At 65.6% G+C, this 14,980-nt stretch carries 13 protein-coding genes and 1 tRNA gene; 5 read left to right on the top strand and 9 right to left on the bottom strand.

Going from position 1 to position 14,980, the window contains the following annotated elements; all coding sequences use genetic code 11:
* Window positions 1–180 (bottom strand): hypothetical protein (locus VLA96_03415; GenBank protein ID HSE48237.1); only part of this gene is annotated, 180 nt, incomplete at its 3' end.
* A 72-nt stretch (window positions 181–252) separates the two neighbouring features.
* On the opposite strand from VLA96_03415, the gene VLA96_03410 reads away from it, so the two are divergent.
* Window positions 253–675: a DCC1-like thiol-disulfide oxidoreductase family protein gene (locus VLA96_03410; protein HSE48236.1), complete on the top strand. Its 423-nt coding sequence runs from the start codon at window positions 253–255 to the stop codon at window positions 673–675.
* A 25-nt stretch (window positions 676–700) separates the two neighbouring features.
* On the opposite strand, the gene VLA96_03405 is transcribed toward VLA96_03410, so the two are convergent.
* The 4 genes from VLA96_03405 to VLA96_03390 form a co-directional block, all read right to left on the bottom strand.
* Complete coding sequence (locus tag VLA96_03405) at window positions 701–2,191, bottom strand: hypothetical protein (GenBank protein HSE48235.1); 1,491 nt, start codon at window positions 2,189–2,191, stop codon at window positions 701–703.
* Between the two features lie 147 nt (window positions 2,192–2,338).
* A complete protein-coding gene (locus VLA96_03400) occupies window positions 2,339–2,644 on the bottom strand; it encodes a PilZ domain-containing protein (protein HSE48234.1) in 306 nt (101 codons plus the stop codon).
* Window positions 2,645–2,777: 133 nt separating this feature from the next.
* Complete coding sequence (locus tag VLA96_03395) at window positions 2,778–3,959, bottom strand: acyl-CoA dehydrogenase (protein HSE48233.1); 1,182 nt, start codon at window positions 3,957–3,959, stop codon at window positions 2,778–2,780.
* A gap of 450 nt (window positions 3,960–4,409) precedes the next feature.
* Window positions 4,410–5,291 carry a tetratricopeptide repeat protein gene (locus VLA96_03390; GenBank protein HSE48232.1) on the bottom strand — a complete coding sequence of 294 codons (882 nt, stop codon included), beginning with the start codon at window positions 5,289–5,291 and terminating at the stop codon, window positions 4,410–4,412.
* A 618-nt stretch (window positions 5,292–5,909) separates the two neighbouring features.
* Here VLA96_03390 and VLA96_03385 point away from each other — a divergent pair.
* Entirely contained in the window at window positions 5,910–6,236 is a 327-nt protein-coding gene (locus VLA96_03385) for a hypothetical protein (GenBank protein HSE48231.1), read from the top strand.
* A 164-nt stretch (window positions 6,237–6,400) separates the two neighbouring features.
* On the opposite strand, the gene VLA96_03380 is transcribed toward VLA96_03385, so the two are convergent.
* The 4 genes from VLA96_03380 to VLA96_03365 all read right to left on the bottom strand — a co-directional run bounded on the left by VLA96_03380 (window position 6,401) and on the right by VLA96_03365 (window position 11,097).
* Window positions 6,401–6,476, bottom strand: a tRNA-Thr gene (locus VLA96_03380).
* Window positions 6,477–6,864: 388 nt separating this feature from the next.
* Complete coding sequence (locus VLA96_03375) at window positions 6,865–7,989, bottom strand: DUF6599 family protein (protein HSE48230.1); 1,125 nt, start codon at window positions 7,987–7,989, stop codon at window positions 6,865–6,867.
* Between the two features lie 63 nt (window positions 7,990–8,052).
* The gene (locus VLA96_03370; GenBank protein ID HSE48229.1) at window positions 8,053–10,092 is read right to left on the bottom strand and encodes an N-acetylmuramoyl-L-alanine amidase; all 2,040 of its coding nucleotides are present in this window, start codon (window positions 10,090–10,092) and stop codon (window positions 8,053–8,055) included.
* Between the two features lie 105 nt (window positions 10,093–10,197).
* Complete coding sequence (locus tag VLA96_03365) at window positions 10,198–11,097, bottom strand: transglycosylase SLT domain-containing protein (protein ID HSE48228.1); 900 nt, start codon at window positions 11,095–11,097, stop codon at window positions 10,198–10,200.
* 335 nt (window positions 11,098–11,432) lie between these two features.
* On the opposite strand from VLA96_03365, the gene VLA96_03360 reads away from it, so the two are divergent.
* From VLA96_03360 to VLA96_03350, 3 genes are all read left to right on the top strand, one after another.
* Window positions 11,433–12,518, top strand: coding sequence for a Rieske 2Fe-2S domain-containing protein (locus tag VLA96_03360; protein HSE48227.1), 1,086 nt, complete (start codon window positions 11,433–11,435; stop codon window positions 12,516–12,518).
* A gap of 109 nt (window positions 12,519–12,627) precedes the next feature.
* Window positions 12,628–13,017, top strand: coding sequence for a hypothetical protein (locus VLA96_03355; protein ID HSE48226.1), 390 nt, complete (start codon window positions 12,628–12,630; stop codon window positions 13,015–13,017).
* 725 nt (window positions 13,018–13,742) lie between these two features.
* Window positions 13,743–14,980, top strand: a 1,238-nt coding sequence (locus VLA96_03350) for an inner membrane CreD family protein (protein HSE48225.1), incomplete at its 3' end; no start/stop codon positions are given.

Raw genomic sequence — 14,980 nt, 5'->3', positions numbered from 1 at the left:
ATCCTCTCCGAAGGAGTGGTCGAGCCCGCTCCATTCGCTGACTCTCTGCCACCGGACTTGCTTCCCGTTGTGCGCTTCACGGCCGAGCAGATCCGCCGCGGCCTCCTCGAGCCCGGTCCCTTCGGCGTGCGCGGCCGCGGTCAGCAGCAGGATTAGCGCGAAGGAACATCCAGTGCGCATGGCAGGTTCTCGGAGTGGTGGTGCGAGAATTGTGGACTGGCCGCACCGGCAAGTCAAAGGCGCGACCGCGCAATGACCGACACCCAACACCCCATCGTCCTCTACGACGGCGTCTGCGGCCTCTGCAACCGGCTGGTCCGCGTCATCCTGCGCCGCGACCCCGGCGGCACGTTCCGCTTCGCGCCGCTCCAGGGCGAGTTCGCCCGCGCCGCGCTCGCCCGCCACGCGCCGGAGCGCGAGCTGCTCGAGACCATGTACGTCGTCGTCGCGCCCGGCACGCCCGCCGAGCGCCTGCTCTCCCACTCCGACGCCGCCGTCTTCATCCTCGACCGCATCCGCGGGCCGCTGCGCGCCGCGCGCTGGCTCCGCCTGCTGCCGCGCTTCCTGCGCGACGCGCTCTACCGCGCCCTTGCCCGTCATCGCTATCGCTTGTTTGGGAAGTACCAGGCTTGCCCACTGCCCGAACCGCAGTGGAAAGAAAGATTCCTCCAGTAGACGATCTCTCGCTCGCGGCGCCCGCTCACACCTGCAGGTTCTTCGCCACTTCCTGCGCCTGGTTGTGCAGCCGCTCGACGCACGCCTCCAGCACCTTCACCTTCTCCGCCAGGCCGCGCCGCTCGCACAGCTCCTGCATCCGCTTCAGTTCATCGACCACCTTGGTCGACTTCTCCAGCTGGTACTTCAGCGAATCGGCGTGCTGCTTCCACAGGTACGCCGAGTTCTTCTTCTTCTTGTACTCCACCAGCTCGACCATGATGGTCGCCATGGTGCCGACCACGCGCCGCACCAGCGCCGCAAAATCCGCCCGGAAGCTCTTTTCGCTCAGGTACGCGTTGCGGAAGGCGTCCACCTCCGCCGGCGTCAGCAGGATGCTGCAGTTCCGCAGCGGCACCACGTTGGAGAAGCTCTTGTCGGCCACCGAGATGAAGTTGCGGATCACGTCGCTCATCGCCTCGACCTTGTGGTCTTCGGCCTTGTGGCTGGGCGCCAGCTCCGTCTGCGGCGCCACCCCCGGCGCCGGAGGCCGCGGCTGCGGCGGCGCCTCACCGGAATACGCCGGCGCGGCCGCCACCGCCGCCGCCCGCGTCTCACTGGCCACGACGGGCGCCGCCGGCGCGAACCGCCCGCGCCGCTTCGAGTCCACCGCCTTCTTGAAGCGCGCCACCTTCCGCAGCTTGTCGCGCGCCTTCCCGTACTCCTCGTGCAGGATCTCGTCTCCCTGCACGTCGCTCAGCTCCTGCACCGTCACGTCGTCGTCGACGCGCGACATGATCGACCCACCCGCCTGCGTGAAGCTCTGCGCGAACGCCTTGATCTCGCTCGCCGCCCGCAGGAACAGCTCGTCGAACTTGTGCCCGAAGAACGTGTTGTACACCGCCACTTCCGCCAGCACGTGCGGGTGGTAGAACGACTTCCCGAAGCGCACCTTCAGCTCCCGCACCCGCCCGATGATGCCGGAGTCCATGATGGAGTCGAAATGCGAGAACTCGTCCACCTCCTGCCGCAGGTGATCGAACTCGCGCGCCAGTTGCAGGTGCTCCTGCGGCAGCGCCGGCGGCTCCACCTCGCCCAGCATCACGTAGATCTCGCCTTCGTATTCCAGCGTGCTCTCCGGCGTGATCTCGATGCCCTCGTGCGGCGCGTCGCTCAGCCCCTTCTGCTTCCGCCACGTGCGGTAGAGGTGCGTGTTGATGAAGTCGCACTTGTCGCGGTCGGTGTCGGTGTGCGAGGTCTTCAGCACGTAATAGCGCAGCAGCGCTTCGCCCGCGGTCGAGTCCACGTGCTCTTTCAGCGCGTCGCGGAACATCGGCGGCGCGATCGCCATGTCCAGTACGTTCAGCCACCGGCGCAAGATCGAGATGGATTGCTCCACCGGCGTCCCGACGTGCTCCTGCGAGTTCGCGCCTCGCGGCACGGGCACCGGCTCGCCCGTCACCCCTTCCAGCACGACGAGATAGAAGCCGTGCACGGCGACCAGGTCGAGCAGTTGTCGGATCGGGTCCTGCGGCAAACGTTCACCCCGGGAGACACGGGTCCGCGCACGGCATCATCCGCGGTTGCCAAGGGGATTGCGCGGTTGCGGAAGTGTAGTCGAGGAGGAAGGTCGCTTGCCAGCCAAAATGCGGACGGGTAGCGCCTTCGACCCGAGGGCGCCTTCCTACTTCAGCGCCGGGAACTTCCCCGTCTCGCTGCCGCTCACGAACTGCACGCCGACCTCGCTCCCGCTGCGGTAGCGGATCACCACGTCCAGCGTGTTCGACACCTGGTTGCTGGGCTCCACGATGGTCACGCGCAGCGCGTGCCCGGGCTCCAGCTTCTGGGCCACCGCCGCCGACTCTGCCCGCAGCGTCATCCCGCCGCCGCCGACTTTCTCCACGTGCCCCAGCGTCGCGCCCTTTTCGTCCGTCACGATCGCCTGTTCGGATATCTCGAAGCGCGGGAACGCCCGCTTCTCCTGGCTCACTACCGGCCTCCCAAGACCAGCTTCGCGATCGTTTGCAGCTGCATGTTGAGGCGTTCTGCGGGCGTGAGCGAAGCCGTCGGGCGAGCGGGAGCCCGCAGCCGAAATCCTGAGCGAAGCGAAGCATCTCCGTACATCAACGGCCTCCCAGCACGAGCTTCGCGATCGTCTGCAGTTGCATGTTCGAAGTCCCTTCGTAGATCTTCCCGATCTTCGAGTCGCGCCAGTACTTCTCCACCGGGTAATCTTTGGTGAACCCGTAGCCGCCGTAGATCTCGATCGCCAGCGAGGTCACGCGCTCGGCCACCTGCGACGCGAACAGCTTCACCATCGCGGCTTCCTTCACGAAGTCCATGCCGGCGTCTTTCATGCGCGCCGCGTTGTACACCATCATGCGCGCCGCCTCGATGTCGGTCGCCATCTGCGCCAACTGGAACTGGATGCCCTGGAAATCCGCGATCGCCTTCCCGAACTGCTTGCGCTCCTGCGCGTACTTCACCGCGTACTCGAACGCGCCTCGCGCCACGCCCAGCATCTGCGCCCCGATCCCGATGCGCCCTTCGTTCAGCGTCTCGATGGCGATCTTGTAGCCCTTGCCCTTCTCGCCCAGCAGGTTCTCCTTCGGGACCTTGCAGTCTTCCAGGATCAGCTCGCAGGTCGACGACGCCCGGATGCCGAGCTTGTCCTCTTTCTTTCCGACGGTGAAGCCGGGAAAATCCTTTTCCACGATGAACGCCGTGATGCCCTTGTAGCCCGCGCTCGGGTCCACCGTCGCCAGCATGATGAACACGCCCGCTTCCTTGCCGTTGGTGATCCAGAGCTTGCGGCCGTTGAGCACCCACTCGTTGCCTTTCAGCTCCGCCTTGGTCGTCATCGCGAAGGCGTCGGAGCCGGAGCTGGCCTCGCTCAGCGCGTACGCGCCTACCGTGTCGGCGGCCTGCTTCGGCAGGTACTTCTTCTTCTGCTCTTCGGTGGTCCAGCGCAGCAGCGCGTTGTTCACCAGCGTGTTCTGCACGTCGACGATCACGCCCGCCGAAGCGTCCACGCGCGACAGCTCCTCGACCGCCAGGATGGCTTCGAAGAACGTGCCGCCGCCCCCGCCGTACTGCTCCGGGATCTCGATGCCCATCAGCCCGAGCTGGAAGAACTGCTCGATCAGCTCGTGGTCGAACACGCCCTTCTCGTCCATCTCGCGGACGCGCGGCCGGATCTTCTCCTCGGCGAACTGCTTCACGTTGTCGCGGAATAACTGCTCGTCTTCGGTCAGCGCTACGAGCGGCGGCGGGGTGTGCTTGGCGTTGGCTACGGCTTGCGACATAGGAGATCCTGACTGATTAGAAAGTAGTAGGACGAACAGTGGATTCTACTCGGCGCGCGTAGCCACTTGCCAGCTTGATGTGGGTAGGCGCCGGCGCTTGTGGCGCGCTCGCCCCCGAGCGCGGCCTTTGACTTTGACTTGGGTAGGCGCCGGCGACTCGCCGGCGCGTGTAGCGCCCTCGACCCGAGGGCGCGGGTGGAGGAGCGTCGCTTCAAATTGTCATTCCGAGCGAGCGCGACCGAGTCCGCAGGACGAAGGAGCGCGAGCCGAGGAACCCCTATGGCACAAACAAAAACGCGGGCTCGTCGCCCGCGTCACCTTCCTTGAATTGTCATTCCGAGGAGCGTAGCGACGAGGAATCTGCTTCTGTCGCTCGCGCGACATCACCGGCGGTTGAGTCGTAACAGCAGATTCCTCCTCGCGCCGTTGGCACTCGTCGGAATGACAGGGCTACTTCTCGCGACGCACGATCCGCAGCGTGTCGTCGTCCAGGATCCGCCGGATCTGGTTCTTCGCGTGCACCGCCCACGGTCCCGACCGGTCGAGCTTCACGTACGCCCGCCAGTGCGGCAGGGCTTTCCTGGGCTGCCGCATCTTTTCGTACGCCAGCGCCAGGTTGTAGTGCGCGTCGGCGTAGGTCGGCGCCAGCCCGATCGCCGTCTTGTAGGCGCGGACCGCGTCCGGCAGCCTGCCCGTTTCGTCCAGCACGTTCCCCAGGTCGAAGTACGCCAGCGCGTAGCGCGGGTCCACCTCCACCGCCTTGCGGTAGAAGGCTTCCGCCTGCACGTAGTCCTGCCGGTTGTAAAACAGCGTGCCCAGGTTGATGTGCGCGGCCGCGTGCCCGGGCTCCAGCTCGATGGCTTTCTTGTACGCCGCGATCGCCTCGAGCTGCGTCGCCGGGTCTTCTTCCAGCGCGATGCCCTTGGCGAACCACTCCGCCGCGCTCTCCGCCGTGCGGAAGTGCCGCACCTTCGCCGAGACCACCACGTTCTGGTTCGGCTGGAAGTCCATCACGAACTGTCCCGCGATGGGCTCCACGGCCTTGCCGCGATGCCGGAACGCAACGCGCCGCATGCCGGTCGAGAACGTGCCCGCTTCGACGAGCGGGTTCACCATGCCCGACACCTGCCGCTGCATCGCCTCGAGCGACTCGCGGATCACCGCCGGCCGCACTTTCTTGGCGGCGAGGTCCCGTAGTTTTTTCAGTTGGAGCAGGTCAAAGAAGGAATACGTCTCGGAAGGTTCCACCAGCCCGGCTTTTTCCCAACCCGCCAGTTGCCGGGAGGTGATCCGAAGGATGCGCAGGACGTCCGCTCGAGGATATCGGTTCACTGTGCCTTCGTGTTCCAGGTTGTTGACCAACTTGTCGCGTATTATCGGTTTCACGTTTGTGGAAGTGCAAGTGGAAAAAGGGGCTTAGTCCCCTTCCCCGGTATTGCGTGCTGAGTAAATGCACCCTCGCTTGAGATTACCTCTTCGTAAGGCTCAACGCGGTACGGGTGGCGCGGCCGCCTCCGGCCGCGGCCTTTGACTTTGATCCTGACGTCGGCGCTTCATTCCGTCGCGCCTCATTCGCTCGAACGAAGTTCTGACGCACTCGCCCACGAGCGATTCGCCATGTTGCCGATGCCCCTTACTCGGGATGAGCGAGCCGCTGAAGCGGCGAGCGCTCCAGCCGGCGTTAGCCGGCGGCAGCGAGCCCGCGTAGCGGGCGAGCTTAGCCCAGGGCACAAGCCCTGGGTAAACGCTCCCAACAGATTCAAGCGCGCGTCCGAGTCCGTCGTGGCGGACGAACGACGAAGGAGCGCGCGATCAAGCGCGTCATTCCGCGCCGACGATTGGAAATCCACAGGCGAGCCGGTGTACGGTTCGCAGCGCAGATAGGCCTATCTTCCTCGCCGCTCGGGCGAGGTCCGCACGAAACCTCCACACTCCCCAAAGGAGGGACTTATGTTTTCTCGCATCGTGCAGTGCAATCTGAAGAACAACCGGCTCGACGAAGCCCGCCAGGCGTTCTCCACCGAAGTCATCCCCAACCTCCGCAAGCAGCCCGGTTTCGTTGACGTGGTCGAGTCGCTCGACGCGCAGACCGGCCAGTTCGTCTGCATGACGCTCTGGCGCACCCGCGAAGACGCCGACCGCTACGGCCAGACCGAGTTCAACCGCATCGCCCCCAAGCTGCGCGACTTCATCCAGGGCGAGCCGACCGTCAACACGCTCCAGGTCGAGACCTCCACCATCCACAACATCGCGAAGGGAAAACAAGCCGCGGCGTAGAGCCAGAAAGGGCACGGCTTCAGCCGTGCCGCGCCTTCGAGCAAGGGCGGGCCGCAGGCCCGCCCTTGGTTTTTGATATTGGGCCTTGCCTTGGACTTACATCCCGAGCCCGCCGCGGCGGGCGAGGGAGCCCCCATGGCCGCAAGCAGATGTATGGAGGAAGCTGGAGCCGACGACCGGACTTGAACCGGTGACCTGTCGATTACGAATCGACTGCTCTACCAACTGAGCTACGTCGGCTCTTCGGGCGGGAGTGACAACAGGAAGAAGTTACTCTTCGAGATTCATTTTAGCATTCGGTTCTGCAGCGCTGTTGTTCCCCTTCGTGTCCCTTCGTGTCCTTCGTGGTTGAGCTTTCGCTCGCGCCGGAAGGAATACGGAGATCAAACGAAAACGCCGCCCGGCAGTGGGCGGCGTCTTCTTTAAGGGAGAATAGTTCCAACGGAGGTTTGCACACCGTCAAAACTTTCTGGCGAAATCTTATGGGCGGCCCAAGAACGGTGTCAAGGAATTTTTCCCGCACAAATACTAATGTTTTCAACAACTTAGAATCGAGCCTCCAACAACCGGATTTTGACAGGATTTGTCACAGGCCGGCTCATTTTCCGTCCAACCCGCTGAAAACCAGCTACTTACCCGGCGACGCGGGCAGCCGCGGCTGCTCCCCCTCCACCAGCCGCGCGGTCGCCGGATCCAGGTCCAGCCGGATCATCTCGCCGGAATCCCGCACGTAGCCCGGCATGTAGCGCCGCATCGCGTAGCGTCCCAACCCGTACAGCAATCCCAGCCCGAGCATGATGCTCACCAGGATGGCGCTCAGCTTGATCGCCGCTACCAGCAGCCCGAGCGCGTTGTCGCGCGGCCCCAGCTTGGTCGCTTCGTTCCACGTCACGTCGGCATCGTACGAGATGGACGCCAGCAGCGACTTCGCCTCGCTGTTCGGCACCGCGCCGGTCATGACCGCGACGATCGGTCCCGTCCGCTTCGCCGCGAAGTTGTCGCTCTCGCTGCGCGCCTCCGGCGTCGCATTGAGCGCGCTCTCGATCGCGCGCAGCCGCTCGCCCGCGATCTGCGGCGTCGGGTAATAGATGAGCGTCAGCGTCGCCTCGCCTGCCGACGTCCGGTAGCGCCCGGTGGCGACCTCCGGCGACTTCGAGAAGTCCACCAGCTCCGCGCCCACCGGCGCCGCGATCGCGTTCAGCCCCGCCGGGCCCAGCACGTACTTCACCGTGTTCCTGACGTACGCCTGGCGCGGGAAGTACTCGATGATCGGCGGCTGCCCCTGCGGCTGCTTCTGGACCGGCAGCGCGTCCGCGAGCTCGCGCAGCTCCGCCAGCGACATCGCCGTCGCCCGGTCGAATACCGCGTCCACCAGCACGTCGCCGCGATAGAACACCAGGTGCTCGTTCCAGCTCGCCGCCTGGTCGCCGATCTGCTCGGTCAGCATCTCGGGTGTCTTGTAGAACACGAACGCGCCGTACGCGCTCGAGTGGTCGCGCAGCCGGATGGCCTTCAGCTTCAGCGTGCGCCCCGGGCGCGTGTACGTCGCCGATTCGAACTCCGTAAACCCGAACTCCTGCAACACCATTGCGTTCGCCGGGTCGGCGACGCCGGCGTCCTGGCTTGCCTTCGCGCTCCCCGCGCTCTTCTCCCAGCCGGCAAAGCGCTCCGGCAGCAGCGGCGCCGGCGCGGACTTCTCCGCCGCGCAGGCCGCGCCTGCCAGCAGCAACAGGATGAACCAGAGGCGTCTCACGATCCTCTATTAGACAACATCTGTTGGGATTTGGTCGCTGTCCTCTGTGGACTGTGGACTGCCCTACTGCCCGTCTTCCTTCTCTTTCGCCGGCAGCTTGGCAGCCACCTTCACGCCGGCGAGCCCGCTCACGTACTTCGCCATCCCGCGGTAGAGCGACTCGGCGATCTTCTGCCGGTAGTCGGGCGTCATCAGCTTCTTCTCGTCGGTCGGGTTCGAGACGAACGAGATCTCCGCCAGGATCGACGGCATGTTCGCCCCGATCAGCACCACGAACGGCGCCTTCTTCACCCCGCGGTCCTTCAGCCCCTTGTTCTTGGGCGAGAGCCCGGCGTGCAGCGCGTGCTGCACGTCGCCCGCCAACTCCCGCGACTCCTCGATCTTCTCCTGCAACGCGATCTTCTTCACCAGGTCCTGCAGCTCGTGGATCGAGCTCTCCGACACCGCGTTCTCGCGCGCCGCCACCTCCAGCGCGTCCGCCGACGACGTGAAGTTCAGGTAATACGTCTCGATGCCCCGCGCCGACTCGTCCCGGCTCGAGTTCGCGTGGATCGACAGGAACAGGTCCGCTTCTTCCTTGTTCGCGATCGCCGTCCGCGTCTCCAGCGGAATGAACGTGTCGTCGTCGCGCGTGTACACCACTTCCGCGCCCATGCGCTGCTCCACCAGCTTGCCCAGCCGCAGCGCCACGTCGAGCACCAGGTCCTTCTCCTGCAGCCCCCGCGGCCCGATGGTCCCGGTGTCGTGCCCGCCGTGCCCGGCGTCGATCACGATGCGCCCGATCTTCAGCCCCAGCGCCCGGATCAGCGACCGCTCGCCGCCCGCCGTCGGCTTCGCCTTGGTCGCCTGGAACTCCCCCTTCGGCTGCTTCTCCTTGCCCTTTGCGGACTTCGTCTCTTCCCGCTCGCGCGGCGCCACCTTCTCGAACGTCGGCCCGGAGGTCGGCTTCTCCGTCGCCTTCAGTTCCACCGCCGGCCCCGACACCGCGGCGACCTCGCGCTCCTCTTCCGCCTTCTTCTTCTCCGGCTCCGCCGGTTTGGCCGCCGGCGGCTGCTTCGCCGTCTCGCCTTCTTTCACCGGCGCACGCTTCTCTTCCTTCGGCGGCTCCTTCGCCGCCGGCTTCGTCTCCGCCGGCGGCTGCTGCTTCGCCACCACCTGCGTCGGCTTCTTCCCATGGATGTCCACGATCAGCCGGTACGGGTTGGGCAGCAGGAACGCCGAGTAGTCGCTCACGTCGTCCACATCCAGCACCAGCCGCGTCTCGCCGATCTGGTACTGCGCGATCCGGATGCGCCGCAGGAACCCGTCCTGCACGTCGAACGTCTTGCCGACCAGCTCGCTCGCCAGCTTCGTCCCGTGCAGGTCGAAGAAGATGCGGTCCGGGTCGGGGATCCGCCCCGCCTCGTACTTCACCTCGTCTTCCAGGTCGATGGCCACGCGCGTGTAGTCCGGCGTCGACCAGTGCCGGATGCCCGTCACCAGCGGATACTTCCCGGTCCGCTCCGGCTTGGCCGGATTGCCCTCGCGCGTGTCCTTCGCGCGCTCCGCCAGCGCCGCCTGCGCCTGCTCCTTGTCTTTCTGCTTCGGCGTCTTGATGCCCTTCTTCTTGGCACTCGCCTCGGCCGCCAGGTCGTCGAGCGCCTTCTTCGCGTCGGCCGCCAGCCGGTGATACGGATGCTCCTTCAGGAACTCCTCGAACTTCGCCTTGGCGCTGGCCGCGTCGTCCAGGTCCTCGGCATAGATCTGCCCCTCGGTGAAGAGCGCGTCAAACCGGTAGCGCGATCCGGGATACTCCTTGCGCAGGAACTCGTACTGCCCGATGGCGTCCTCGAACGCCTTCTTGTCGCCGAACGTGCGGCCCATGTCGGCGAGCAACTCGGCGACCGCGACCACGCTCTCGTGCGCCTTCGACGATGTCGGCGCCACGTAGTACACCCGCCGGTAGGCGTTGATGACCTTGGTGTATTCCGCCTTCGAGCGCTGCGCCGCCGGACGCCCGTTCAGCGCCTCGCGCATCTGCTCCGCTTTCTCGTAGTGCTGGAGCGCCGCTTGCTTCTTCTGCTGGACGGTCAGGCGCTTCGCGCTGGCGGGGACTGCCAGCAATACGCACGCGGCGAGCGCCGCGATCGCTGCCCGACGGATTCGGCCTGCCTTCGTCAAACTCTGCGTCGCTACACCTCGCGGGCCCGACGAACGCCGCAGGCCCGGTTAGTCGTTCGTGAACGTGAGCACGCCGTACTTGTCGCGATATACCCGGATGGGCGCCGACGCCGGCTTCATCGGCTCGCTGCCCGTATAGAGCTGGTTCACCCGCCGCACGTACTGCCGCGTCTCCGCATACGGCGGGACGCCGCCGTTCCGGTTCACCGCCCCCGCCCCCGCGTTGTACGCCGCCGCTGCCTTGGTGACGTCGCCGTCGAAATCCTCCAGCAGCTTCTTCAGGTGTCGCACCCCACCGTCCACGTTCTGCTTCGCGTCGAACGGGTTGCTGACCTGCAGGCTGCGCGCCGTCGAGGGCATCAGCTGCATCAGGCCCATCGCTCCCTTGCGCGACACTGCCCGCGGGTTGAAGTTCGATTCCACCTTGATCACCGCCCGCACCAGGTTCGAGTCCACGCCGTGCTTCGCCGCGGCTTCTTCGATGATCGCGTCCAGCTGCTCCGCCGTGATCAGCTTACTCACGCTGCTCGGCACTTCCACCTCCAGCTTCGGCGCGATCTCGCCCTTCGGCTTCTGGATCCCGCGCTCCGCCGCGATGTTCTCGCTGGTGGCCGCCCTGGCCTTGCTCTCCGGCTCGGCCGTCGCCGACTCCTGCTCCCGCGCCTGGATGTACTGCGCCACGTCGGCGGCGGCAGAGCGCGCCCGGCGCATGGTCGCGCCCTGCGCCGGCGGCACCCGCTTCCAGCGCCGCTCGCTCTTGGAGTAGTACATGTAGACTTTGCCCGAGCTGTAGCCGGGCGCTGCTGTGGCAGGCTGGTTCCTGGCCGGCGACGGCGCGTCCACGTACACCGTGCGCCCGTTCTCCTGGACGGCGATGATCTCCGCCGCGAGTTGTGTCGCGCTCAGCGTCACCAGGGCCATCAGGCCGAGTAAAAGGTGTTTCCGCATAAATGTCCTCTGGCCGCCGCTACCCACACGGCGACCCGCACCTTGACCCCAACCTGACGGAGACCAGCCAGAGTAGCGGGATTATATGCCCGTTCTTTCCCGGTTATCAATCGGACAGGAACCGGGGAACCAACGGCAGCAACGCCGATGAAACAGGTACAAAACCCGGTGTTTTCCGGATATTCCGCCGCCAACAGGTTCCGAAGGGCCGTGACCGCTCGGCCACCCCGTGATTGCAGATGGCAGATTTCAGATCGCAGGATCGCCCGAGGATCACGACCCGGGCCTATTCTGCGATCTGAAATCTGCGATCTGTAGTCGCTATACTGCCCGCAGTGTCGTCCCCTTCCCCATTCACCGCGACCGGCGAGATGCTGACCGGCTTCTGGTACCGCGCGCTGCGCTCCGGCCAGGTCCGCGCCCGGAAGCTCGTGCCCGCCATGCTGCTCGAGACCCCGCTCGTCCTCGGCCGCACCGATGCGGGCGCCGCCTTCGCCATGCGCGACAACTGCCCGCACCGCGGCATCCCGCTCAGCTACGGCTGGTTCGACGGCAAGGACGTCCAGTGCAGTTACCACGGCTGGAAGTTCGACGCCTGCTCCGCCCAGTGCGTCGAGATCCCATCCTTGACGAAGGAAGACAAGCTCGACCCAACGAAGATCCGCGCCGGCCACTTCCCGTGCGAGGAGCGCGACGGCTACCTCTGGGTCTTCCTCCCCGATCCCGGCACCTCAGGAGCGCCGAACGACCCCGCGCCCGCGCTGCCGACGTTCAGCGAGGACTATCAGCGCACGCATCTCTGGGCCGAGCTGCCGTCGAACGTCGACCACGGCATCATCGGCCTGATGGACCCGGCGCACGGCCCGTTCGTCCACGCCGCCTGGTGGTGGCGCGGCCGCCAGAGCATCCACGAGAAGCAGAAGCACTTCGAGCCCATCCCGCTGGGCTTCCGCATGTCGGCGCACCAGCCCTCGAAGAACTCCGCGCCCTACAAGCTGCTGCAGTGGTACGCCGGCGACGCCGCCGTGACGACCACCATCGACTTCGTCCTGCCCAACCGGCGCTACGAGACCATTCGCGCGGGCAAGTACTGGTTCGCCTCGCTCACCACCGTCACGCCCATCACGCGCGACCGCTGCCGCATCGACGTCGCCGCCGCCTGGAACATCTTCCGCTACGTCCCGCTCGCCATGACCGTCGCGCGCTTCTTCGGCAGGAAGTTCGTCGAGCAGGACCGCCTCACCATGGTCCAGCAGTCCGAGGGCCTGAAGCACAACCCCTCGCTCATGCTGATCGACGACGCCGACAAGCCCGCCAAGTGGTACTTCCAGCTCAAGGCCGCGCACCTGGAATCCAAGCGCACCGGCGCGCCCTTCCGCCACCCGCTCGCGGGACCCGTCACCCTCCGCTGGCGCAGCTAGTTACCAAAGGACAAGGGCCATGCGGCCACCACCCTAACGGCAACTTGTCGCCTGCGACGCCCGCGCCTACCCTCGGCCAACACTCTGGCCCTCCAGGAAAGAACGCGCCATGAAGCCGACGTCGATCGTGGATCGTCTGCAAAAACTCACCAACGAACTGATGGAGCTCAACGCCGAGCTCGAGCAGGACATGGCTACGCTCGCCGTCGAACGCAGCTCCCCCGTCCTCAACCAGTACGCCCTGCTCAAAGCCTTCAAGGGCGTCCTCGATCACTCCCGCCATCTCCTCTGGCCCTACCTGCTCGCCGCCGAGCAGAAGGCCGAGGACAACGTCCTGCACGCCATGCAGACCTATCGCATGGACCGCATCCGCCAGATGCTCGAAGCCATGCAGCGCGATCGCCAGGCCTCCGGCCAATCGCAGGGCGTCGACCTGTTCCTCTCCGAGTTGCAGCGCCGTGTCTCGGGCTCGCGTCCTGGTGACGCGCGCCCGAACTGAGCCGACGGCGGCTCCGCCACGCCCTCCCCCGCAGAGCTGGCGCCGCCGTCTGCTCATCTCTTCACCCGGTTCACGACTCTGGCTGAAGCGCTGCCGTTTCTAGCACGCGGCGGGCGCTTTGTCTGGGGCGCCCCGTTCTAATCACTTGGACTTACCTGCGCCACCCGCCGCCCACCACGAAAGACAAAGCGTTGATGGAGAACGGGTTGGGAGGAGCATTGGGATACCCCTTCCCCTGGGGTGGAGTTCTCAATGGAATCAGTGAGTTAGCGGCGAAAATCCCAATGAATCCCAATGGTCGATCCCGATGAAGCGGTCTCCCGTTTCCCGAGACGTCGGGATTATCTACGCGTTACCCCCTCCCCCGGGGGGTCCCGAGGGGATTCTGAATCCGATCAGCGAGTTGCGGGTAGGGTAACCCTATCGGCGCAAGCTCAAATTGTGAAAGATCTGGTGCCCACCCGAGCAACACCGGCGCTTCGGCTGGAGCCGGGGTCTACCGGGGGTGGGCACCCACATTCGGGCAGGTACACCCTGCTACTCCCAGTATGACGGATCGCGGGGGTGAAACCGGACATCGGGCGCGCGACGGGATGTGGCTGGGAATCAGCGAGTTGGGGGCGCGGAGGCGCGGGCAGGGGCTTGACAGCCAATCGTGCTTTACATCGCAAAGTACTCTTTGATAGGCTGGCGGGCGCGACGGGAGGAAGGCAATGGAGTTCTCCATGGCAAAGCGTTTGGCGGCCATCATCTTCATCTTCGTGTGCACGGCGGTGGCGTGGCTGATCCTGGGCGCGACCATCATGAACCGCACCTACGACATGGGCAGCGGGCTGAAGGAGAAGGTCGCGTCGAACTGGGGGACGCAGCAGAAGCAGTCGCCGCCGACGGCGACGTGGACGCGCACGCGCAAGCAGACGAACCTGGTGGCGACCGACAACGGCAAGACGGAGCGGCGCGAGGTCGAAGTGGTGGACACGTTCACGCTGCCGCTGGAAGCGAGCGACGTGACGGCGGACCTCGCGCTGGAACATCGCCAGAAGGGACTGCTGTGGTACAGCACGTACAAGGTGGCGTTCGGGGGCGCGTACACCGTCCGCAACGACAGCGCGCAGGAGCAGGAGGTCACGTTCAAGCTCACGTTTCCGGCGGCGCAGGCCATCTACGACGACCTGACGCTCGCGGTGGACGGCAAGGCGGTGCCGACGCGGACGGATGCGGGCGGCGTCCACGGCAGCGCGAGAGTCGCCGCGGGGCAGACGGCGGAGCTCAACGTCGGATACCGCTCGCAGGGTTTGGAGCGGTGGTCGTACGATTTCGGCGGCGACAACGAGCGGGTGGCGCAGGTGCGTGACTTCAAGCTGCACATGACCACGAACTTCAAGGACATCGATTTCCCGGAGAACACGCTCTCGCCCAGCGAGAAGCACGAGACGCCGGGTGGCTGGGAGCTGGATTGGAACTACAAGAACCTGGTGACGGGCTACTCCATCGCGATGGCGATGCCGGAGAAGCTGCAGCCGGGGCCGCTGGCGGGGCAGATCAGCTTCTTCGCGCCCATCTCGCTGTTCTTCTTTTTCTTCCTGATGTTCATCATCACCGCGCTGCGCGGGATCGACCTGCACCCGATGAACTACTTCTTCCTGGCGGCGGCGTTCTTCGCCTTCCACCTGCTGCTGGCGTACCTGGTGGACCACATCTCGATCCACCTGGCGTTCGTGATCAGCTCGGCGGTCTCGATCTTCCTGGTGATCTCGTACCTGCGGTTGGTGGTGGGGATACGGTTCGCGGCGGTCGAGGCGGGTCTGGCGCAGCTGGTCTACCTTGTGCTGTTCTCGTACGCGTTCTTCTTCAAGGGCTTCACCGGGCTGGCGATCACGATCGGGTCGATCCTGACGCTGTTCGTGGTGATGCAGATGACCGGGCGGGTGAACTGGGCGGAGAAGTTCGCGAAGAAGCCGGC

The sequence above is a fragment of the Terriglobales bacterium genome, from assembly GCA_035457425.1.
In the GTDB taxonomy this organism is placed as follows: domain Bacteria; phylum Acidobacteriota; class Terriglobia; order Terriglobales; family Acidobacteriaceae; genus JACPNR01.
The sequence above is the reverse complement of the archived record's forward strand: the minus strand, read 5'-3'. Positions and strand labels throughout refer to the sequence as shown.